This window comes from Ralstonia mannitolilytica, from assembly GCF_000954135.1.
Lineage (GTDB): Bacteria > Pseudomonadota > Gammaproteobacteria > Burkholderiales > Burkholderiaceae > Ralstonia > Ralstonia mannitolilytica.
In genome coordinates this window covers 377,962-398,377 of sequence record NZ_CP010799.1, presented here as the reverse complement: position 1 = coordinate 398,377, position 20,416 = coordinate 377,962, and the positions used below count along the sequence as shown (strand labels likewise).

General features: G+C 63.0%; 20 protein-coding genes and 1 pseudogene. 6 read left to right on the top strand and 15 right to left on the bottom strand.

The window, feature by feature from the left end; translation table 11 throughout:
- Positions 1–3: 3 nt before the first annotated feature.
- The 4 genes from TK49_RS01910 to TK49_RS01895 form a co-directional block, all read right to left on the bottom strand.
- A complete protein-coding gene (locus TK49_RS01910) occupies positions 4–846 on the bottom strand; it encodes an anti-sigma factor family protein (protein ID WP_045785194.1) in 843 nt (280 codons plus the stop codon).
- Entirely contained in the window at positions 843–1,370 is a 528-nt protein-coding gene (locus TK49_RS01905) for an RNA polymerase sigma factor (protein ID WP_175851596.1), read from the bottom strand. Before TK49_RS01905 ends, TK49_RS01910 begins: the two co-directional genes overlap by 4 nt.
- Positions 1,371–1,393: 23 nt before the next feature.
- A complete protein-coding gene (locus TK49_RS01900) occupies positions 1,394–1,834 on the bottom strand; it encodes a nuclear transport factor 2 family protein (protein WP_044305150.1) in 441 nt (146 codons plus the stop codon).
- 117 nt (positions 1,835–1,951) lie between these two features.
- Positions 1,952–2,998, bottom strand: a complete 1,047-nt coding sequence (locus TK49_RS01895; protein WP_045785193.1) for a YeiH family protein — start codon at positions 2,996–2,998, stop codon at positions 1,952–1,954.
- Between the two features lie 131 nt (positions 2,999–3,129).
- On the opposite strand from TK49_RS01895, the gene TK49_RS01890 reads away from it, so the two are divergent.
- The 6 genes and pseudogenes from TK49_RS01890 to TK49_RS01865 form a co-directional block, all read left to right on the top strand.
- Positions 3,130–4,044 (top strand): LysR substrate-binding domain-containing protein, encoded by a 915-nt coding sequence (locus TK49_RS01890; protein WP_200899120.1) that lies wholly within the window; start codon positions 3,130–3,132, stop codon positions 4,042–4,044.
- Positions 4,045–4,680: 636 nt separating this feature from the next.
- On the top strand, positions 4,681–5,661 hold the full coding sequence (locus TK49_RS01885) for an IS5 family transposase (protein WP_028915768.1): 981 nt from the start codon (positions 4,681–4,683) through the stop codon (positions 5,659–5,661).
- 181 nt (positions 5,662–5,842) lie between these two features.
- On the top strand, positions 5,843–6,913 hold the full coding sequence (locus TK49_RS01880; protein ID WP_052698579.1) for an AAA family ATPase: 1,071 nt from the start codon (positions 5,843–5,845) through the stop codon (positions 6,911–6,913).
- A 101-nt stretch (positions 6,914–7,014) separates the two neighbouring features.
- Entirely contained in the window at positions 7,015–8,235 is a 1,221-nt protein-coding gene (locus TK49_RS01875) for a 5-methylcytosine restriction system specificity protein McrC (protein WP_157773975.1), read from the top strand.
- 253 nt (positions 8,236–8,488) lie between these two features.
- Positions 8,489–8,683 (top strand): hypothetical protein, encoded by a 195-nt coding sequence (locus TK49_RS01870; protein ID WP_157773974.1) that lies wholly within the window; start codon positions 8,489–8,491, stop codon positions 8,681–8,683.
- A gap of 45 nt (positions 8,684–8,728) precedes the next feature.
- Positions 8,729–9,355: pseudogene (locus TK49_RS01865) on the top strand (IS3 family transposase); the annotation flags it as partial.
- A 98-nt stretch (positions 9,356–9,453) separates the two neighbouring features.
- On the opposite strand, the gene TK49_RS01860 reads toward TK49_RS01865, so the two are convergent.
- The 11 genes from TK49_RS01860 to hsp20-GI form a co-directional block, all read right to left on the bottom strand.
- Positions 9,454–10,608 (bottom strand): S1C family serine protease, encoded by a 1,155-nt coding sequence (locus TK49_RS01860; RefSeq protein WP_045785190.1) that lies wholly within the window; start codon positions 10,606–10,608, stop codon positions 9,454–9,456.
- A 23-nt stretch (positions 10,609–10,631) separates the two neighbouring features.
- Positions 10,632–11,597 (bottom strand): zinc metalloprotease HtpX, encoded by a 966-nt coding sequence (locus TK49_RS01855; RefSeq protein ID WP_045785189.1) that lies wholly within the window; start codon positions 11,595–11,597, stop codon positions 10,632–10,634.
- Positions 11,598–11,604: 7 nt separating this feature from the next.
- A complete protein-coding gene (locus TK49_RS01850) occupies positions 11,605–12,072 on the bottom strand; it encodes a phosphate-starvation-inducible PsiE family protein (RefSeq protein ID WP_045785188.1) in 468 nt (155 codons plus the stop codon).
- Complete coding sequence (kefB-GI, locus tag TK49_RS01845) at positions 12,069–13,784, bottom strand: heat resistance system K+/H+ antiporter KefB-GI (RefSeq protein ID WP_045785187.1); 1,716 nt, start codon at positions 13,782–13,784, stop codon at positions 12,069–12,071. The genes TK49_RS01850 and kefB-GI overlap by 4 nt, the downstream gene beginning before the upstream one ends.
- A gap of 3 nt (positions 13,785–13,787) precedes the next feature.
- Positions 13,788–14,228, bottom strand: coding sequence for a heat resistance system thioredoxin Trx-GI (trx-GI, locus tag TK49_RS01840; RefSeq protein ID WP_012761376.1), 441 nt, complete (start codon positions 14,226–14,228; stop codon positions 13,788–13,790).
- The gene (locus TK49_RS01835) at positions 14,218–15,363 is read right to left on the bottom strand and encodes a hypothetical protein (RefSeq protein ID WP_045785186.1); all 1,146 of its coding nucleotides are present in this window, start codon (positions 15,361–15,363) and stop codon (positions 14,218–14,220) included. Before TK49_RS01835 ends, trx-GI begins: the two co-directional genes overlap by 11 nt.
- 470 nt (positions 15,364–15,833) lie before the next feature.
- Complete coding sequence (gene hdeD-GI, locus TK49_RS01830) at positions 15,834–16,445, bottom strand: heat resistance membrane protein HdeD-GI (protein WP_045785185.1); 612 nt, start codon at positions 16,443–16,445, stop codon at positions 15,834–15,836.
- A gap of 89 nt (positions 16,446–16,534) precedes the next feature.
- Positions 16,535–17,422 (bottom strand): heat resistance protein YfdX2, encoded by an 888-nt coding sequence (yfdX2, locus tag TK49_RS01825; RefSeq protein ID WP_045785184.1) that lies wholly within the window; start codon positions 17,420–17,422, stop codon positions 16,535–16,537.
- 119 nt (positions 17,423–17,541) lie between these two features.
- Entirely contained in the window at positions 17,542–18,837 is a 1,296-nt protein-coding gene (locus tag TK49_RS01820) for an ISL3 family transposase (RefSeq protein WP_045218767.1), read from the bottom strand.
- 159 nt (positions 18,838–18,996) lie between these two features.
- Positions 18,997–19,911, bottom strand: coding sequence for a heat resistance protein YfdX1 (gene yfdX1 / locus TK49_RS01815; RefSeq protein ID WP_045785183.1), 915 nt, complete (start codon positions 19,909–19,911; stop codon positions 18,997–18,999).
- 22 nt (positions 19,912–19,933) lie between these two features.
- Positions 19,934–20,392, bottom strand: coding sequence for a small heat shock protein sHSP20-GI (hsp20-GI, locus tag TK49_RS01810; protein WP_001275372.1), 459 nt, complete (start codon positions 20,390–20,392; stop codon positions 19,934–19,936).
- Between the last annotated feature and the right edge of the window lie 24 nt (positions 20,393–20,416).

The following is a 20,416-nucleotide window of genomic DNA, read 5'->3' as shown; positions in this document are numbered from 1 at the left end:
CGTTCAGCTCGGTTGCAGTTGGGAATAGACGGCTGTTGCGATGCGCGCGAGCTCGCCCTTGTTGATACCGGCCGACAAAGCATTGCCGAATTTGCCGTCGATCCAATAGAACACGTTGACCGGCCCCTCCTGTGCGAAGCGGAAGCCGGTGTCCTGGTTGGCGGCCTGCTCGTGGGTGACATACAGGGTCAGCCGCTGCCCCGTGGCGTCGTGGTACATGAACTGCGCCACCGGGCCGCTTGATCCCGGCAGCAGGCGCCCGCCAATCAGCTCGTAGCCCAGCGCGCCCAGCTTCGGGGGGCGGATCTTTGCGCCCAGGCGCTTGGACAGCCAGGCGACCAGCTGGTCTTCCTGGTCGGCGCCGATCTCCACCGGGCGCCGCACGTCGGGGCTGTAGACCACGTGCGCGATGGCGGCTTGCCGGGACAGGCTGCCGGCCGCCGCGTTGATGATGGCCGCCGGTCCACGGGTCGATCGGGCGAGCATCTCTGGCGGTTGCAAGGCGCCTCGCCCCAGCCAGCCTGCGCCTGCACCCACAAACACCAGTGAAAAGCCCGCGGCCACGCGTTCGAGCGACCAGCGCGACAGGCGCGTTCCCGCGTGGGGTGCAGCGGAGCGCGTGCGCGGCGCACGGGCAGCCTGCAGCAATACGTCGGGAACGGGTTCATCCAGCAGCGACCCGTACAGCGCCTTGATCGCCTGCTTGTCTTGCCGGTAGGCCTGCAGGCGCTGCGCCTCCTGCGGGCGCTCTGCCAGGTAGCTTTCGATCTCGGCGCGCCGGTATTCGGGCAACAGGCCATCGACATAAGCCTGCAGATCGGCTTCGGTGATGGGCAATGCGTTCATTTCACCACCTTCAGAGTCTGGGGTTGAGAACGCCCCTCCATCACGCCACCCAGGCGAGCCCGCCCACGCGACAGGCGCGACACCACGGTGCCCAGTGGCACGCCGAGCGTACGCGCGATCTCCTCGTAGCTCATGTCTTCCAGCGCCACCAGCAGCAGCACCTCGCGCTGCTCGGTCGGAATCTGCCGCAGCGCGGTTTCGAGATCTCTCATGTCCAGGCCATCGGTCTGTGAAGCCCTCACCGGCAACGCCAGCGCTTCGTCATGCAGGGGCACGGTCGCCACGGCGGGCCGGCGGCGCTGGTCCACATGCAGGTTGTGCAGGATGCTAAACAGCCAGGCGCGCATGTCGCCGTCCGGCCGCCAACTGTCGATGCGCGCCCAGGCCCGCTCCAGGGTGTCCTGTACCAGGTCGTCGGCAGCGGCGCGGTCGCCCACGAGCGCGCAGGCGTAGCGGTGCAGGCGCGGCAGGGCGGCGACCATAAGCGCGCCCGCCTCGGTCAGTGACACCTCCTGCGCATTCATCGCGCCGGGGCCTGTGTGGCCGATCAGTAGCTGGCGACCGCCAGTTTCGGATCGATCTGCCAGGTTTCGTTGACGATCTTCGCGTCGCGGTAGATCAACACATAGCGCACTTTGATTGGCTGCTTGCCCTCGAACTGCACATTGGCGGTCACGGTCGCGCCCCTGGGGTTGGCGGCTTCCTCGACCTTGTCGACCGACACCTTCAAGGCCCCTTGGGACTTGGTGAACTTTTCCCACACGCCGCGGATCGCATCGGCGCCCGCGTAGCTGCCGTCCAGCGGCCCCCCAACCCAGGTGAGGTGGGCGTTGTCGGCATAGCCGCGCATCAGCGCGGCCAGATCGCCCGAGCCGATGGCCTGGAAGTGCGTGCGGGCGTCGTCGGCGGGTCCGGCGAACGCCGTGCCGCTGAACAGGGTCGCGAGAGCGAAAGCGGTGGCGGTGGCGGTGGCGGTGAGTCGTTTCATGATCGGTAGTCCTTAGTACGTGGGTGGAAGAAATGAGGTTGACATTGAGGTATACGGGAGCGTCGGCCGGTTTATTCCCGCCTGGGCGCAAAACTCATCGCCTCATCGCGGCATGCTTCACCCCAGCCAGTGGCTGACGGCCCGGTTCACACCATAGCCGCCGACCATCAGAAAACCGAACAGCGTGGCCGCCAGCAGCAAGGGCTTAAGGCCCGCTTGGCGGATGGCTCCCACGTGGGTACGCAGCCCGAGCGCGGCCATCGCCATGGCCAGCAGCACGGTGTCGAGCTGCACCAGGGCCGCGACCCATTGCGGCGGCAGCCACCCCAGCGAATTCACGCCGGCGGCGGCGATGAACACCAGCGCGAACCAGGGAATGGTGATGCGGGCCGCGCCACCCTGTCCGTCGGCCCGGTCGGCCCTTGACAGCGCCAGCAGGAACGGAGCAAGCATCATCACGCGCAGCATCTTGACGATGACGGCCGTGGCGGCGGCCGGCTCGCTGACGCTGCGCCCGGCGGCCACCACCTGCGCCACCTCGTGGATCGTCGAGCCCGCGTACACGCCATAGGCCTGCTCGGACAGGTGCAGGTACGGGTACAGCAGCGGGTAGGCGAACATCGCCAGCGTGCCGAACACGACCACCGTGGCCACGGCCACCGACACCTTGTGCGCCTGCGCGCGCACCACCGGCTCGGCGGCCATCACGGCGGCGGCGCCGCAGATCGCGCTGCCCGCGCCGATCAGCATCGAGGTCTGCCGGTCCAGCTTGAACACGCGCGTGCCCAGCTGCAGCGCGAGAACAAAGGTCAGCGCCACCATCAGCGCATCGATCACCACGCCGGCCCAGCCGATGGCGCCGATCTGCTGGAAGGTGATGCGAAAACCGTACAGCACGATGCCCGCGCGCAGCAGCCGGTTCTTGGAGAAATCGACCCCGGCAGCCGTGTGCGCGGCGATGGCCGGAAAGAACGTGTTGCCGGCCACGATGCCCAGCACGATGGCCAGCGTCAGCGCCGACAGGCCCCAGCGCCCCGCCCAAGGCGTCTGCGCCGCCACCATGGCGGCGGCGGCAAGTAGCCCCGCCAGCGCCAGGCCTTGCCACCAGGCACGCGTCCTCCAGCTCGGAGGCGCAGAGGTCGTGGCGGACAACGAGGTGGACATGGTCGGACTCCTTCACGGAAAACGTTGGCTGGCGCTTAGAGACCGCTATGAGCGCCGCGATGCACGTCAGCTTCCTGCATCTGGTACCATGAGTCCAATACATTCTTTTCAAGAAAACGTAACTTTAAGTTATGCGACTGAATCTTCACCTGCTGCGCGTGTTCTTCACTGTGGCTGAGCTGCGAAGCTTCTCGCGCGCGGCCGAGGCCCTGTTCATCAGCCAGCCCGCTGTCTCCAAAGCCGTGCGCGAGCTGGAATGCCAGATCGGCCTACCCTTGCTCGAACGTGGCGCGGGCGGCCCCAAGAGCGCCCGGGGCGTGCAACTGACGCCGGACGGTGCGGCGGTGTTCGAGCATGCACGGGGCATCTTTGCGCTGGAGCGGGCCGCGATCGAAGACGTGCAGGCGCGCGTGGGGCTGCAGCGCGGTCGCCTGCGGGTGGGGGCCAGCACCACCGTGGGTGCCTACTGGCTGCCCCAACTGCTGGCGGACTTTGTGCATCGCCATCCAGCCGTCGATGTGCAAGTGGTTCAGGGCAACACGCAGATGGTCTGCGAGGCCCTGCTCGACTGCCGCATCGACATCGGTCTGGTCGAGGGCGATGTGCACGACCCGCGTCTTGCAGCGCACACGTGGCGCGAGGAGCCGCTGTGCGTCGTCGCTGGCGTGCACTCGCCGCTGGCGCGCAGCCGACGCCTCACCGCCGCCACACTGAGCAGCGAGATCTGGCTGCTGCGCGAGCCGGGCTCCGGCACCCGCGACGTGGCCGACCGGCTGCTGCACGAACTCGCGATCCGGCCACAGCGATGCATAGAGATCGGCAGCAACGAAGGCATCGCCCGCGCCGTCGCGGCCGGCCTGGGGGTGGCACTGCTGCCGATGCGCGTGGTGCGCGAGCTGCTGGCGCTGCGTGAAGTGGCTGCCCTCAAGCTATCAGGCGCACCCAAGCTGGTCCGGCTCCTGTGGCGCGTGGAACTGAAGGGCCGTCCGCCGTCGCCGCTGGTGCTGGCCTGGCGTGAGGCGCTGGCGCGCCCGCTCGCGCACTGACCGGGCGCGAGCGGGCCGCTCTGCTGTCGTTGCCTTCAGGAGTAGTCGTCTGAGCTGCGCGAGTTACTGGCACCAGATCGCATTCACAAGCTGACCGAGCAGGAGTTCGTAGATGCCGTTTCCCGGGTGCACGCGATCCGAGACCAGGCCGTCAGGCAGGGATACGAGCACTTGGTCTTGCCTGACCGACCGCAGGCCGGCGACGACAAGGTGGAAAAGTTCGGCGAGTGGCTCTGACGGCAGCGATTCGCGGAACGCGATCCGCAGCGACGACTGCCGAAGTGGCTTATTGCTTCAATCGCCGATTCGATCTTAAAACCACCCTCCCGCGCCTGATCATCGCAGCGGCGCGTACGTGCGCTTGCCCGTTGCAGATGATCAGGTGGGCTGAGGGACATTGCTAATCAAGAGTACTTGTGGCGTCCCCTTGAAATCTACACACCAGGGCACCACATCGCAATTGTTTCCAAGCACCTGCAACGATTGAGCAGCGAACTAACGGTAGTGTGCGGTGGGCTGTGAAAACCGCCCAGCGAGACGTCTTCGCGCTCGACGAGTTGGCGGCCTATTTAAGGAAGGTCTGAACAACTCCGCCCCATTGCGCGACAATGCCTCACCGTGATCGGGGTGAGTGCGATGCAGCTGTCGTTCGGTGATGCCGAGGGTCTGGGGAGCCGCAAGCGCACGCGGCGCGAGGTGTTTTTGGCGGAGATGGAGCAGGTGGTGCCGTGGCAGGCGCTGCTGGGTCTGATCGAGCCGCACTACCCGAAGATGGGCCGTCCCGGTCGCCAGCCCTATCCGTTGGCGACGATGCTGCGCATCCACTTCCTGCAGCAGTGGTATGCGCTCAGCGACCCGGCGATGGAAGAAGCCTTGTACGACACGCCGGTGATGCGCCGCTTCGCGCAGTTGGGCGGGCTTGCCGACATCCCGGACGAGACGACGATCCTCAACTTCCGCCGGCTGTTGGAGACGCACGGGCTGGCCGAGAAGCTCTTCGAGCAGGTCAACGCCCATCTTCAGCGCAAGGGCCTGAGCCTGCGCAGTGGCACGATCGTGGATGCCACGATCATCAGTGCGCCGAGCTCGACCAAGAACAAGGCGGGCGAGCGCGATCCGGCGATGCACCAGACCAAGAAGGGCAACCAGTGGTTCTTCGGGATGAAGGCGCACATCGGCGTGGATGACGCGTCCGGTCTGGTGCACCACGTGGAATGCACGGCGGCGAACGTGGCCGACGTGACGCAGGTGTACAAGCTGCTGCACGGCCGGGAAGACACGGTGTGCGGCGACAGCGGCTACACGGGTGCCGAGAAGCGCGAGGAGCTGCAGGACGTGGACGCCGGATTCCTGATCGCGGAGAAGCCGTCGAAGCTGCGTGCGATGAAGAACGAGCGCGAGCGGCGCTACGCCGAGCGGTGGGAGCGCTACAAGGCCAGTCTGCGGGCGAAGGTGGAGCACCCGTTCCGGGTGATCAAGCGGCAGTTCGGCTACACGAAGGTGCGCTACCGCGGCCTGGCGAAGAACGCGGCGCAGGTGCTGACGCTGTTCGCGCTGTCGAACCTGTGGATGGCGCGCCGGCGTTTGTTGCCGACGACGGGAGCAGTGCGTCCGTAAGGCGGGGAAACCCGCCAAAAACCGCCCTGCACGGGCGAAATCCGGCTCGAAAGCGACGCCAGGCCGGCGCCACGATGCCGCAATCCGGGCGGCAGAGCGGGTTGTTCAGACCTTCCTTAGCTCTGAGCCGGAGGACGAGGACCGCGCGATCCTGGCCATCAGGGGAGAGCTAGAGAAGCTGTTGCCGAACCAGCAACTTGACTTCTACTGGTCGCCGCTCCGTGAGGCCTGGTACGACGACAGCGAGGGCGCATCTGAGGGAGCGCCGCTGGAGGTCATCCAGCACAAGAAGCAGATCGTTCTTTTCGGGCCTCCGGGCACCGGCAAGACATTCCGCGCCAAGAAGCTGGCGGAGCGCGTCATTCGATCTGCCGCCTTGAGCCAGATGGGGCCGGCTCTGTACTTCCAGTCTCAGTCCGTCATTGATGCGGCCATCCGGGAGAACGTCCACCGATTGCAGCTGCACCCGGCGTACAGCTACGAGGACTTCATCCGGGCGCTTCACATTTCCAGCAGCGGGGGCACCGAGTACCGGGCGGGCTACTTGCCCCGGCTCATCGAGGACATCGAGAAGAAGCCTCGCGCGGAGCGGCTGCCGCACGTCCTGATCCTCGACGAGATGAACCGTACCGACCTGAGCCGGATGCTTGGCGAATGCTTCTCGTTGCTTGAGGACCGCAACGAGACCATTGAACTTCCAGCCCGCGACGGTGATGGGGCTGCGATGAAGCTGCGCATCCCGGACGATCTCTACGTTATCGGCACGATGAATCTGATTGACCAGTCCATCGAGCAGATCGACTTCGCGCTCCGCCGCCGCTTCCTGTGGCTGCCGTGTCCGTTTGACGCTGAGGCTTTGGTCGGCGCCGCTGAGGCGCGGTGGAGGGATCTGAAATCGGGCCTGGACTGGGATCGCATCGAACCGGACTTCCGCAAGCTGGCTGCAGCAGCAGCGGCGTTGAACAGGGAGATCCACGACAGCCCGCTGCTCGGCGCCCAGTACGAAATCGGACACACCTATTTGCTCGACGTGGTCGTGTTCTTACGCAACTTCCTTGGCCCGCGGCCGACGCGCAAGCAGAACTACCTCTGGAACAAGAAGGGCGAGGCGCTTGAGCCGGTGGTACAGGTATGGAACCTATCCCTTCGCCCGCTGCTGGAGCAGTACCTCGCCGGGCTGGATGCGACCGCCCGCAACGCGGAGCTTGAGCGGCTGTCGAAAGTTCTCCTGAAGCCCACGGTGGCCGAGTGAGACTCGTCGCGTGCGATTGTTCGCCGCTCGCGCCGCAGCCGACTGCCGCTGAGGCTGCCTGGCTTCGCCGACTCGCGACCAACGCACGCGCGACGGATCTCGTGGTCCCGATTTCCGGCGAGCGCGACGAGGACGAGCCAGTCGTCTACTGCGCCTGGGATGGCACGTGGTGGGCTGGCCGGTACGTTGGCTCAATTTCCTTCGAGGGGCACAGCCTGACCATCGAGCCACGTTTTGGCCTGGCCACGCTTCGGAATTGGCTTTTTGAAGCAACGTCGGTCGTGCTGACCGACGCGCCCGGGAAGCTCAGGGAGGACGAATCGTTTATTGCCCAACTCCTCGCGTCCGTTTGGGCCCATGGTTTCATCGAGGCGGCACGGCATGGGCTGCCTGCGCTTCGCCGTGAAGTGGCTACGAAAGGCGCGACTGTCAGGGGACGGCTTGATGTCCCTGCATCTCTGCGCTTGATCGCCGCTGGTGGTGGGCAGGTTGTTTCCATCCGTTCAGAGCGAACGCTAGATCACGCTGCATCTGACGCCATCGTCGCTGCCTACGAAGTGCTGCGGCGGTGGCTTGGGGTGCCGGGCGAAAAATGGCTTCCGAAGCGTGCCAAGGAACTCCTGCCCCATCTGATGGCTGTCACCGGGGCGCGACCACGCGTACCGACGAAGGCTGAACTGGATCGGATTCGATATACGCCGATGACCGCAGGCTTTGCGCCTATCGCTGAGTTGTCGCGGCAGATTGCAAACCGAAGGGGGCTTGCTGCTGATATTGATGCCAGTGGCGAAACGAAAGGTGTGCTGCTCGACGTTGCCGAGCTGTGGGAAATGTATGTGCTCAGTATTTTGCGGAAAGCTGCTGCACCGTTGACCGTGACTCACGGCACCCGAGATAAGTCTGCCACCAAGAAGCTGCTCCACAGCGAAGTCTCGGGCCGAGGTTTGGGCACATTGATACCCGACGCCATCCTGCTTTCAGGCTCCACCATCAGGGGCGTTGTTGACGCCAAATACAAGTCCCTTCATCCGTCTGCCAGCTCACCAAATGGGCCGCAGCGCGACGACCTGTACCAGATGGCCGCCTATCTGGGACGCTTTCAAGCTCCTGAAGGACTGTTGACCTGGGGACTCTTGGCATATCCCTTCGACCCATCCAAACCTGACACCCCCCATGCCGAGCAGAACAGCCCATGGCACCTTGATGGCGTAAAAAAAATCAGCTTCGCCACGCTGCCCCATGATCCCGTCGATGCAGTGGCCAAGTTGCGCTCCTTAGTCGCCCATGTCGCCACGCCTACCCCTTGGGTAGAACGAGCTTGAAGTTCCGGTTGTCATGGGTTTGCTCTATGCCCACGCGCATTTGGCCAAGTCGTCGAATCGAAGGACTCAGGAGCCATGCGTTACTATCTGGTTCTGAAAGCGGACGCGGGTTCAGTTCCGTGTTCCACCTTCAAGGGACAAATGGCCGAAACGGTGGACTTTGGGCCAAAACAAGGGACATCTGTTCAGGCTACCGAACGGAATCGCACCGTTCTCCATCCTGCTCCCTCACAAGCTCATGCCAGCGCGGCACATGACCCGGGACGACCGGTTCAGGCTCTGGCTCGACGATTTGCGTCACCGGTTCCTGTACACCACCTCGAACGCTGTTCGCCAGTTCCCATTGCAGGATGGCCTCCAGCGAAAAACGCAGGTTCCTGACCAGCAGCAAATGTGGGATGCGCTTGCGCTCTCGCTCGATTCGGTCGGTGAACAGGTGCGCAGGTAGGCTCGTCGCCTCGACGATCTCCTTGGCACTGATGTACTGCAGCTCGGGCTCGGCGGCATCGGTGGCAGGAAGATTCGCACGACGCTCCCTGACGCCTCGGTGCCCTGCCCACTGGACCGGGTCAATCGGGTGTTCAAGGCCCGCCGCCCCAATGAGCTGTGGGTGTCGGACTTCACCTACGTTTCGACTTGGCAGGGGTGGTTGTATGTCGCCTTCGTCATCGACGTGTTCGCCCGGCGCATCGTGGGCTGGCGCGTCAGTCGCACCATGCAGACCGATTTCGTCCTCGACGCGCTGGAGCAGGCTTTGTACGAACGGCGGCCCGATGCCAACGGCTTGGTTCATCACTCGGACCGAGGCGCTCAGTACCTGTCCATCCGCTACTCCGAGCGGCTGGCCGAGGCCGGCGTGAAACCGTCGGTGGGCAGTCGTGGCGACAGCTACGACAACGCACTGGCCGAGACCATCAACGGCTTGTACAAGACTGAGCTGATTCACCGCCGCGCGCCCTGGAAGAGCAGGGAATCGGTGGAGTTGGCCACCCTGCAATGGGTGCACTGGTTCAACCACACCCGACTGCTCGAGCCGATTGGTTATATTCCACCGGTCGAAGCTGAGGCAAACTACTTCCGGCAACTCGCCGAGAAGACAGAGACCGCAGTCTTAACTTAAACCAACCGGCCTCCTCGAAACCCGGGGCGATTCAGGTCACTTCTGGGTGGAAATCAACAGTTATTCTTTGCCGATCCCCAGAAGTCCTCAACTCCAGATCAGGCGCCAGGTTGCAACTCCACGCGCACTTCCCGTGGTTTACCGGCCCGCTCAACTGACAAGACCACAACATCTCCTACCTTTCGGTCGTCAAGCCGTGCGAGCAGTTTGGCGACATCGTCGACGGGAGCGCCGTCTATGCCTGTGATACGGTCTCCCGGCACGATGCCTTCGGGGCCAACGGTGATACCGCTCAGCCCCGCCTTTTGCGCCGCTGAGCCAGGGGCGACACGGAGCACAAACACGCCTTGGGTACTGGTCAGTGCCTGCAATCGGCGGTTGAGCTGCTCGTCTACCTCGATCCCAAGCGCCGGACGGATGTATTTGCCGGTCTTGATGAGTTGTGGCACCACACGCATGACCGTGTCCACCGGCACGGCGAAGCCGATCCCCGCCGATGCACCGGAAGGGCTGTAGATCGCTGTGTTGATGCCGATCAGGCGGCCGGCCGAATCGAGCAACGGTCCACCCGAGTTGCCGGGGTTGATGGCGGCATCGGTTTGAATCAGGTGTTCGATGGTCACTCCGCCAGATTCCCCGGGCAGCGATCGATCGAGCGCGGACACGATGCCGGTGGTGAGTGTCCAATCCAGGCCGAAGGGGTTGCCGATAGCGAACACCTTCTGACCCACCTTGAGGTCGGCACTGGTGCCGACCGGCACGGCCGGCGGGCGCTTGAAACCGACGCCGATCTTGAGCACAGCGATGTCGTGCGCGGGGCTCGTCCCCACCAGTGCGGCCTGGTAGTCGCGGCCGTCGGCCAGTTTGACGGTGGCTTCGGACGCGCCCTGGATGACGTGGAAGTTGGTAACGACATGACCGGCGTCATCCCAGATGAAACCCGAACCCGTCCCGCGCGGCACGGAAAAGACGTTGCGCGTCCAGACATCTTGTACCAGTTGGGACGTCGTGATGTAGACCACCGATGCCCGGGATTTCTCGAACAGTTCGATGGTGGCCTGTTCGTCAGCGGCCAGATCGCCACGCGGCGTGACGGTGCGCTCAGCGGCTTGGCGCGGGCTGAACCAGGCCTCGATGGCGGGCAGGAACTGCCAGAACAGCATGAGTGCGGCAACGCACGCAGTGATGAAGAGCCACCGCCGGACGAAATGATCCGGAGCTGGGCGTTGTGGGTAAGGATCGTGGTAAGCCATGGCGGGGGTTCCTTTCGAGTGATTTAGCGCCAAAGGCCGCTCAGGCCCCGGCGTGGCGGGCGCATCGGGGCGAACGACCTTGGCGCGAGATATTCCGTTTGGAACGGCAGGGCCTGCGATGGCTGAGGCGCCAACGCCATCAGGCGCGCGATACGATCCTCTGTCGCCGGATGCGTGCGCAACCAGGACGGTTCGGGATTCCCCCAGCCGGGCAACAACCAGGCTCGCCACGAGCGGCTCACCCGCTCGATCTTCGCCAGCGCCGAGGCGAGCCCGTGCGGATCTCCCGTCAGCTCTACTGCCATCCGGTCGGCATCGAACTCTCGCACACGTGACAGACCCAACTGTGCGAGCAGTGCCAGTTGCGGCGAAGCGGCCAACAACAGTAAGCCAATCCAGTTAATTTCTGCTGCACCGACCAGCAAGACTGGAATGCTGATCAGGAGCGCGACCTGACCCAACAACGCCAGCAGGTTCGTGAGCCGGCTGATCGAATCGGCCAAGCCCATGACACGAAGATCTTCTTGAGCGATGTGCGCGACTTCATGCGCCAGCACGGCTTGCAGTTCGCGCATACTCAGGCTGCGGAGCAGGCCATCGGTGAGGGCAATGGAGGCAAGGCGCCTGGAGCCGGTGGCAAAGGCATTGACGATGTCGCTGGGCACATAGTACGGAACCGGCGTGTTCGGCAATCCTGCGCGAGCTGCGAGCGCTCGCAGCAACGACCAGATTGCGGGGGCTTCATCAGGGCGCAAGGGACGGGCGCCATACAGACGCAAGGTCATCGCGGAGGCGGCGACAGGTTCGATCAGCAGGGTCAATGCGCATGTTGCCAGTGCCAGCCAAAGGCCAATCTCGCCGAACAGCAGACTGCCAGCGGCAGCCGCGATCCCCACCAGGGTCAAAACCAGCAGCGCGGTTTGAAAGCGATTGAGCCAGCGGTGCCTCGACCTGGCATCGTGTCGGCCGACTAGACCATAGGGGGTCATGCCTCCATTACTCGCTCTTGCGGTCATCGCGTTCACGCATGAGCCAATAGGTCAGACCCAAGGCCAGTACCGTCCCCGCCAGCGCGGCCACTTTGGCAGGATCAACGTCGGGTTCGAGGATGATGAACTTGCGGGCCAGTGCCAGGATCGCGATCAGAATGATGGTCTTGACCTGGATGATGCTTTCCTTGCGCAGAGCCACTTTGACGATCGAATGCTTGAATTCCATGGCGATCAGCAGCGTCATGGTGGCACCGAACACCAGCTGGAAAACCTTATGATCCAGTGAATTCAGCGCATCCATGACGAGCAGCGTGAAGACGAGCCGAATCAACTGGATCAGCGAGATCACAATGACCACCGCGATGACGCCCGAAAGCGTGATGGCAACGACCTGCTCGAAGCGCTCGTATAAACTCATGATGGCCCATTGGTCACGGAAGACCTGAAATGGATTGCGGCCTGTTGACTTCATGCAGATGGACTCCCTGCGACATTGCCGCTGTCGAGACGGCGGCGCATTGCGCTGATGTGTCCTTCAATCAGCTCGGTCGACATGCCAAGCGTCGACATCACCTGTTCCGCCAGCCCAAGACCTGCGGCAAAGGATTGCTGGTACACACGCACGTTGGGCATGGCGCGAAATGCATCGGCCGCGGTCGTACTTCTGCATGACACCCACAAGGTCAGCGCCGGACGGCGCTCGGCAATCGCCTGGGCGATGCGCAGCACTTGCTGGGCATGGTCGAACGTGAGCACCACCAGACGCGCTTGCGCCAACCCGGCAGCCAGCAGGGTATCGGGCCGACTCGCATCGCCATGGAACACCGGCGCGCCGGCGGCACGCGCGGCCTCTACCTTCTGCTCGTCTGCTTCCAGCAGCAGATGCGCCACGCCGGCGTGGCGAAGAATCTCACTGACGGTCAGGCCAAGCTCGCCCGCGCCGCAAACGATGACGTGGTCTCGAAATCGCGCCGTCTGCGCGGCGATCTCGACTTCTTCAGCCTGGGGTGGCTGAATGACGCCGCCGGTGCGGCTCAAGAACCGGGCAAGTACATCGTGATGGCGGATCAGCAGCGGTGCCAAGGCCATGCTGAGCACCAGCGCGACCAGCATGGGTTGTACGACGGTCGCGGGAATCAGATGCTGCTGCAAGACCATGCCCAACAACAGCAGGGCGAACTCGCCGCCATGCCCCAACGCTATGCCCGTGCGCCAGGCATCGAGGGCGGACAGGCGCGTCGCCCGCAAGGCCAGGGTGTTGAGCCCGATCTTGACCGGCACCAGCACTGCCAGCCACGCCAACACCGTCAGCGGTGCCGAAAGAATCTGTGCTCCGTCCAGTTGCAGGCCGACAGTCACGAAGAACACCCCCGACAACACATCGCGAAACGGTTTGAGGTGGTTTTCCATGTGGTGCCGGAAGTCGCTCTCGCCCAGCACCATCCCGGCGAGGAAGGCCCCTAAGGCGGCGGATACGCCGACCGCGTGCGCAGCGGCGGCGGCAGCCACCACCACGCACAAGGAGACGAGCACGAACGATTCCTCGTGGCCCCGCCGCGCCACCCAGCCCAGCAGGCCATGCAACAGACGGCGCGAGGCGAGGGCCGCTGCCGCGAACAGCAGCAGCACACCGAATACTTCGAGCAGCACGCTCTCGATCTTCGGCGACTCGCCGCGCGCCCAGATCGCCAGCAAGGCCAGCAGGGGCACGCTGGCCAGATCCTGAAAGACCAGCACGGCGATGGCGCTGCGGCCGTGGCGGGTGGTGAGCTCGCCTTGGTCGGCCAGCTGCCGGCTGACCAGCGCCGTGGACGACATGGCCGCCGCAGTGCCGAGCAACGCAGCGCTCTGAACTGGCTGTCCCAGCCACATCAACATCAAGGTCAGTGGCGTGGCGACAGCGATCATCTGCAAACTGCCAGCCACCAGTACGGTCTTGCGAGTGAGCCAAAAGTGCCCGAGGGAGAATTCCAGTCCGACCATGAACAGCAGCAGCGCCACGCCCAGCTCGGACAGAAAATCAAGCGCTTCTCCCGGCGCGATCACGCCGGTGACTGAGGGGCCCAGTAAGGCGCCGACGGCGAGGTAACCCAGCAAGGTGGGTACTCTGAACGCCGCCGTCGCCACCGCCGCGAGGCTGCATGCCGGCAGCAGGATCAGGGTGGCGCCGAGCAAGTCCTGCATCGGTCAGCGCCCCACCTGTGCAGATGCCCAGCGCACGATGTCCTGCGCGCCCAAGGCGCCGGCCTGACGCCCGATCTCCCGCCCACCCTGGAACAGGGCGAGCGTCGGAATGCTGCGGATGCCGAACTGCGCGGCCAGGTGGGGTTCTGCCTCGGTATTGACCTTGGCCAGCCTGACCCTGGGTTCGAGCTGGCGCGCCGCTTGCTGGAACTGCGGGGCCATCATCTTGCACGGCCCGCACCAAGGTGCCCAGAAATCGACCAGCAGCGGCAGGTCGCTGCGCTCCACGTGGCGCGAGAACGTCGCCGTGGTCAACTCGATGGGTTCGCCCGTGAACAAGGGCTGCTGGCAGCGGCCGCAGTTGGGATGTTCCGATAGCTTCGCAGTCGGTACGCGGTTGATGGACTGGCAATGCGGACAGACGAGGTGAAGATCATTCTTCATGGTTCGCCTCCTTGGACCACGGTGAGGCTGCCTCGCTTCGGGTCACAGACAATGCCGACCAATCAACGCCTTGGAGCCAATCGTTCCCGTTTTTGCTTACTCCGGCCTCTTCCAGATGAGCAGCGATGAACGCTTCGGCCTGCATGAGCCACCTTCGGACAGCATCTTCCTTACCAGGAATCAGCAGGATTTCAGAGACGCTACTGGCATCCAGCCCGTCCACACGGATAAGCAGAAAAATGCGCCGCCACAAACGCGGCATGTCCTTCAGCAGGTCGAATGCAAAAGCGAACTCGCTCGACCGATCAACTAGCTCCTCCTGTTCCGCGATCGTTGCGGCATCGGGATGCTGACTGTCAGCGATGATATCGGCCAGCCTGAGTGTGTCATCGGGCTGATAAAATTCGAAGACTTCCTCTTCCACCATGGCCTCGGCGACGTCCTGGGCATCCGCTTCGACCGGCGCGTCCAGAGAAACGAATTCGCCAAATTGCCGGCTGCTTGCCACTTCGTGATCCAGGACGGCGAACAGATGCTTCAGAAGACCGGTGTAAGCCGCTTTTTCTTCCGGCACGGATTGCCATTCCACCTCAGCTCGGACAATCGCTTCATCCACCACGTCGCGCAGCGTCGGATAATCGCGCGGTAAATCGCCGACGGCCCGCAGATAAGCCAGCTCACGCCTTGCGACAGCCTCAAGTTTCGACAGTAGAGGCATTCGGGTCACCTCGGCCTCATGGGCGGCTGACGCGGGTTTTGCGGCAATCCGCACCTTGAGCTCGCGCAAGCGCTCGCGTCGTGCTTTGCGCTTGATTTGATCCTGAGCACGCAGTCGGTCAAAATGCTTCTTGGCCTGACGGAACAACGACTGTGCGAGCATCTGCGCGAGGGGCGTCAGCTCGTCATGTGATGCAGTGACGCTGACAATCTTTTTGCCGGGCAGGTGCATATAGCCACTGGCCAGAAATTGCCGCTTGGTCTTGTCGCGATCAAGGACGATTTGAAGTCGCACTGAATCTTTAGTGTGTTTGTCGAGCAATGGCCTGAGGTCGCGCTCGATCACATTTCCCAAAGCTCTCTGCCAAGGTTCATGAAACTCTTTGTCGATAGCTCGATAGCTATATTGAATCTGCATGCATGACTCCTTTGTTAGGCTGCGCGAGAGAGTTTGATCGGTTCTCTGTCACTGAAACTTCGCAACGTCCGTTCTGTTCGTTCGCAAGATCAAGAGCGGCGTTCGACTTGTCTCGTGTTGCGCCCAGCAATCAGACTTGTTGATCCGCCTTCGGAGTTACCCGAACCGTCGCCGCGTGGGACCGCGTGCGTTCTTCTCGCTTCGCTCGGCGGCTTGCGGGCTTGATACGGGCTGAAAGACCGCGGGCCTGCGCCCCAGCGTTTCGGCTCCGGAGGCTCTGAAACTCACGCGAATGCGCACCCTAACAATTCGTTCAAGCCGAACTTGCTTCGTTACACCGGCGCCGTGGCAGGTTAAGCTTGCCACGGTGCCGGCTACACTTCGCAAGTCGGCTTAACTCAGGCGATGTCATTCCTATGGAGGCACGAACCGAAAATGCTCATGTCCATAGAATTTAGTTTGACCTGCTCTTATCCCTGGCGCGTTTTGCGAAGACGCCAACTCAAGAACAAAAGCGTGACACCATAGACTGCCGCATAGAAGCCCAACAGCCAGCCTGCGGCCAGGAATGACTCGACCGGACGGGAAAAAAATATCCACAAGACGATAGCGCCAAGGACAATCGAGAGCAGTCCACTGAAGGCAAGCCAGATTTCACCCTTGATTTCTTGACGCAGCCGAACGGCGGCGGATATCTCCAGCACACCGGTGAAAATCGCCCAGAAGCCCACGCTAGCCCATAAAAAAGAAGCCAAGACTATCGTGGCGACCCAAGGAGCAACCAGGACGACGACGCCCGTAAGTATGCCGACAATGCCGCTGAACAGCAGCCAGCCCCAGCGCTCTTTTTTCTGGATATGGCGCACCGCTGCAACCAAGTTGAAAGCGCCATTGACCAAGGAAAATGCGCCGAACATGATGGTCATGGCCAACAGAGCCGATTGTGGCATCCAGAACGCAAGGGCTGCGAAAATCAATGCCAAGACACCGCGCAGCGCAAAAAGCCACCAATTCTGGCTCAGCGAACACAGTGCTTTGGTGGGGTCATCCGCATTGGAATTGGCGATGGTGTCTGTGTTCATGCAATATCTCCTAAAGATCTATACGAAATGAAAAATCAAACACTCATGGGACAAGAGAGGGGGCGCTATGCGCCCCCTCTCCAGGGGTTTCAGAACAACTTGGACAGTTTTGCCTTGACTTCATCGAGCCAGCCTTTTCCGCCGCCTCCCCCAGCCGTCTTTTGCTTGACTTTCTTGAGTTCAGCATACAGGGGCTCAAAGTCCTTCTTCTTTCCATAGCCCAGCAGTTCTGCCATTTCCAACTGCTGCCGCGCTTCGTTCAATAATGTCGCCAGGCGCTCATTGGACGCTTCGCTCCGCTGACCATCTTCTACCAAGGGCTCGGCGCGCTTCAGGAGCAGCTTCGCACGCAGGACGGGCAGCGGAAGCACGCTGCGCTCCTCGACCAGCGTGCTGAGCGCTGACTGCAGCGCGGCTTTGGCTTCTTCGATCTTGCCCTGATCGATCAGCGGCACGACTGCCTTCACGGCTGCGGGATAGGACGCCAGAGGGATGTTGGTGACCACGATCACGATTTCACTGGCCAGCAAAGCCAGCACGTGACGTGCCTGTTGCACCTCGCCATGTTTGAGGGCATCCAGCGCCTCGTCGATCATCGCCTCAATGGTTTCCGTGTTGGCGAACAAGTCGTGCACGATGGTGCGCACATCAACGGGGGCCAGGGCGAGCGTGGGTTCGCGCGCGACGATCAGCTCCAGCTTTCCCGTCACTTCGGCCAGCATTGCCACTGCGCGTGCAGTGTCCTTGCCGTCAAGTGCGGCCAGCGCTGATTTGGTCAGCGCCAAGGCCGAGACGGCCTCATCGAGGACTTGTTTACGTTTGTCTGCCGCCTGCGAGTCCGTTTCCTTCTGAACCTCAGGCTGTACCTCCGTGACGACTTCAGGCTTGGCCTCTGGACTGACAGGAAGGCTGCTTACCGCGGCCTGTTCGTTTATTTCTTTGTTCGTCGCATTGGGATTCGATGTTTGCTCATTCATGGTGATATGCCTCGTATGAGTTAGTGAAAATAGGCGAATCTATTGGGGCTGACTGCGAACATCGCGAGACTGACCGACCGAACAGGGCTCCATGTCGTTTCGTGTGGAAAGCAACACTGTCACTGGGGCATCGCCGGCGCGAACGGGCTGGCCGGCAGGTGCTTGAGCTTGGACATGCGCAGGTAGGCGATGGCGATGAAGTTCTGGCTCGTCCTGAAGCCGCGCGCGGCGCGCTTGGCCTGCTGCAGCAGCCCGTTCATCGCCTCGACGAAGGCGTTGCTGCGGTGATCGACCATGCCGCGCACCACCGCGTCGAACCGCTCCTTGAGCGTGGCGGCCAGCTTCTTGAACGGCTCGAGCCGACAGCGCCGCGCCCAGCTCAGCCAGGCCCTGAGGTCGGATGCGGCCTGTTCGATGCTGTTGTGCGCTGTGGCCCGCGCGTACACCTCGCGCAGCGCCATCTTCAGCCGCCACGCCCGCGCGCTTTTGAGCGTCGAGCGCTGCAGCCAGTGCATCGCCTGGATCTGGCGGGCGCTCCAGCTGCTGGGGTTGCGCCGCATGCCCCACAGCAGCTGCCTGAGCGTCTTACGCTGGCCAGTGCCCAGCGCGGCTCGCACCGCCTGCGCGTCGGTGGCCATCTCCGCGCGGCGCACCTGGTCCATCGCCTCGATGGCCATCGAGACGACGTGAAAGCGGTCGTAGCTGATCTGCGCCTCGGGCAGCGCCAGCGCCACGCCCTTGGCGTAGGCCGCGCTCATGTCCATGCACACGTGCCGCACCTGGGCGGGATCGCCGCCATGGGCCTTCAGATCCTCGGCGAACTCCACCACCGTGCGGTGCTCGCGCCCCTCGGTGGCGAACAGCAGCCGCTTGCGATCCAGGTCGTGCACGACGGTGATGTAGTGCTGCCCGCGCCGCAGGCTGGTCTCGTCGATGCCCACCGTGCGCACGCCGGAGAAGTCTTCCAGCGCACGCGCCTGCTCGACGTAGAACTCGATGCGCCGCCACAGCCGCTTGTCCTTGCAGCGCAGCAACTCGGCGGCCTGGCGCACCGGCAGGTCCAGGCACAAGGTCAGCGCCAGCGCTTCGAACGCCGCGGTGAAGCCCGAGCCCGGACGCGCCCAGGGCACGGCCACCTGCGTGGTCTTGCCGCAGGCACCGCAGGCCACGCGCGGCACGTCGCAGTGCAGCCAGGCCTCGAACTGGAAGAAGTCCAGGTGCCGCCAGGATCGGCGCAGCCGGTCGTGCACCGGTTGCGTGGCCGCACCGCATGCCGGGCAGGCGATCCTGCTGGTGTGGCAGCCGATCTCGAAGTCGATACGCCGCTTGGCGGTGTCGAGCCTGACGTCATCGACGACCCACGGCGGCTGCAAGCCCAGCGCGCTGGTGAACAGAGCTTCTACGGCAATGCCCATGGACTCATCCTCCTGCTCAAACCCGCCCGGTGGACATGTGCACAGGCCGACCAGCGGCCTGCACACATGCCCACCGGGCTCGACGACCAGGAGTCATTGTGAGTGTTGTGTTCCACACGAAATGACGAAGGACCCCGAACAGTCGGCCCCTTCATCACCTCAAAACAGCTTTTGGAGGCGCGTCTTCAACTCGTCGAACCATCCCTTGCCGCTTTTGCCACCAGCCGACTTTTGCTCAATGGACTTCACCTGATCGAAGATGGGTTTGAAATCCGCCTTCTTGCCATAACCCAGGACCTGCGCCATCTCGATCTCCGTGCGCACGGACGACAGCAAGGTGCTGAGCTCCTCGTTCTGCTTGGCATCGCGCTTGTCGGTCTCGGCCAGCTTTTCAGCTTTTGCTATCGCGGCTTCAGCCCGTAGCATGGGCAGAGGAAAGGCGACCGAGGTCACCACCAGCGTGTTCAGTGCTCGGGCGAGTTCCGCTTTGGCGTTGTCGATCTTGCCGCTGTCGATGAGCCGTGCGGCCGACTTGATCGCAGCCGGGTACGTTGCCATCGGCAGGTTGTCGGTTTCGATCACGATTTCGCTGGCCAGATTGGCGACGATGGGCCGGGCCTTTTGCACCTCGCCATCACCCAACAACTCCCGAGACAACTTGACCGCTTTCTTCACCGATTCCACGTTGGCGTGGATATCGTGGGTGATGACGCGTACATCGACCGGCGCCAAAGCAAGTTTGGCGTCGCGTGCCAATACCAGTTCCAGCTTTCCGCTGGCCAGTTCCAGCGCAGCGAGCGCCTCCTTGGTCTTCTTTGCATCAAGGAGGGTCAAAGCCTCCTGGGTCTTGGTGAGCGCCGTGATGGCGTCCTGAGTGAGCTCAGCACGCTTTTTTTCGGCTTCCCGGGCGGCCTTGTCATCTACCTGTGGCTGCGCCGCCTTGGATGCGGCAGAGGGTGCTGCAGCACCTGGGCTAGAACCTGCCGCCGATTGGGCCTGAGCCGGTCCGCTCAGTCCGACGACGACCGCCAGGGCTAGTGCGGAGAAGGTTGATTGGGGCTGTTTGATATTCATGATCTTGGGCTCCTAATTAAAGTTAGTTGACTGAGATTTCAATCTGTTTCGGTTTGGCTTGCTCGGCCTTGACAAGCCGCACTTCCAGCACGCCGTCTTTCATGGAAGCCGTCACCTTGGTCGGATCAACGTTGTCAGGCAAGACAAAGCTGCGCACAAAGCGGCCATACGCACGTTCGATGCGGTGGAACTTCTTGCCCTGCTCCTCTTTTTCCAGTTTGCGCTCGCCGCTGATGGTGAGCACACCGTTTTCCGCGCTGACGCGCACGGCATCCTTGGGGACCTCCGGCAGATCCAGCTTGAGGAGGAATGCGTTCTCATCCTCGCTGATGTCCGCCATTGGTGCCCAGTCCGCCGTGGTCATGGCTTCGTTGCCGGTACGGGCGCCCTGTCGCTGGGGTATTCGTCCGAACATCGTCGCCAGGCGGTTTTGCAATTCATCCAGTTCCCGGAAGGGGTCCCACGGAGTCAATGCAGACATATCGGTTCTCCTTGAACAATGCCG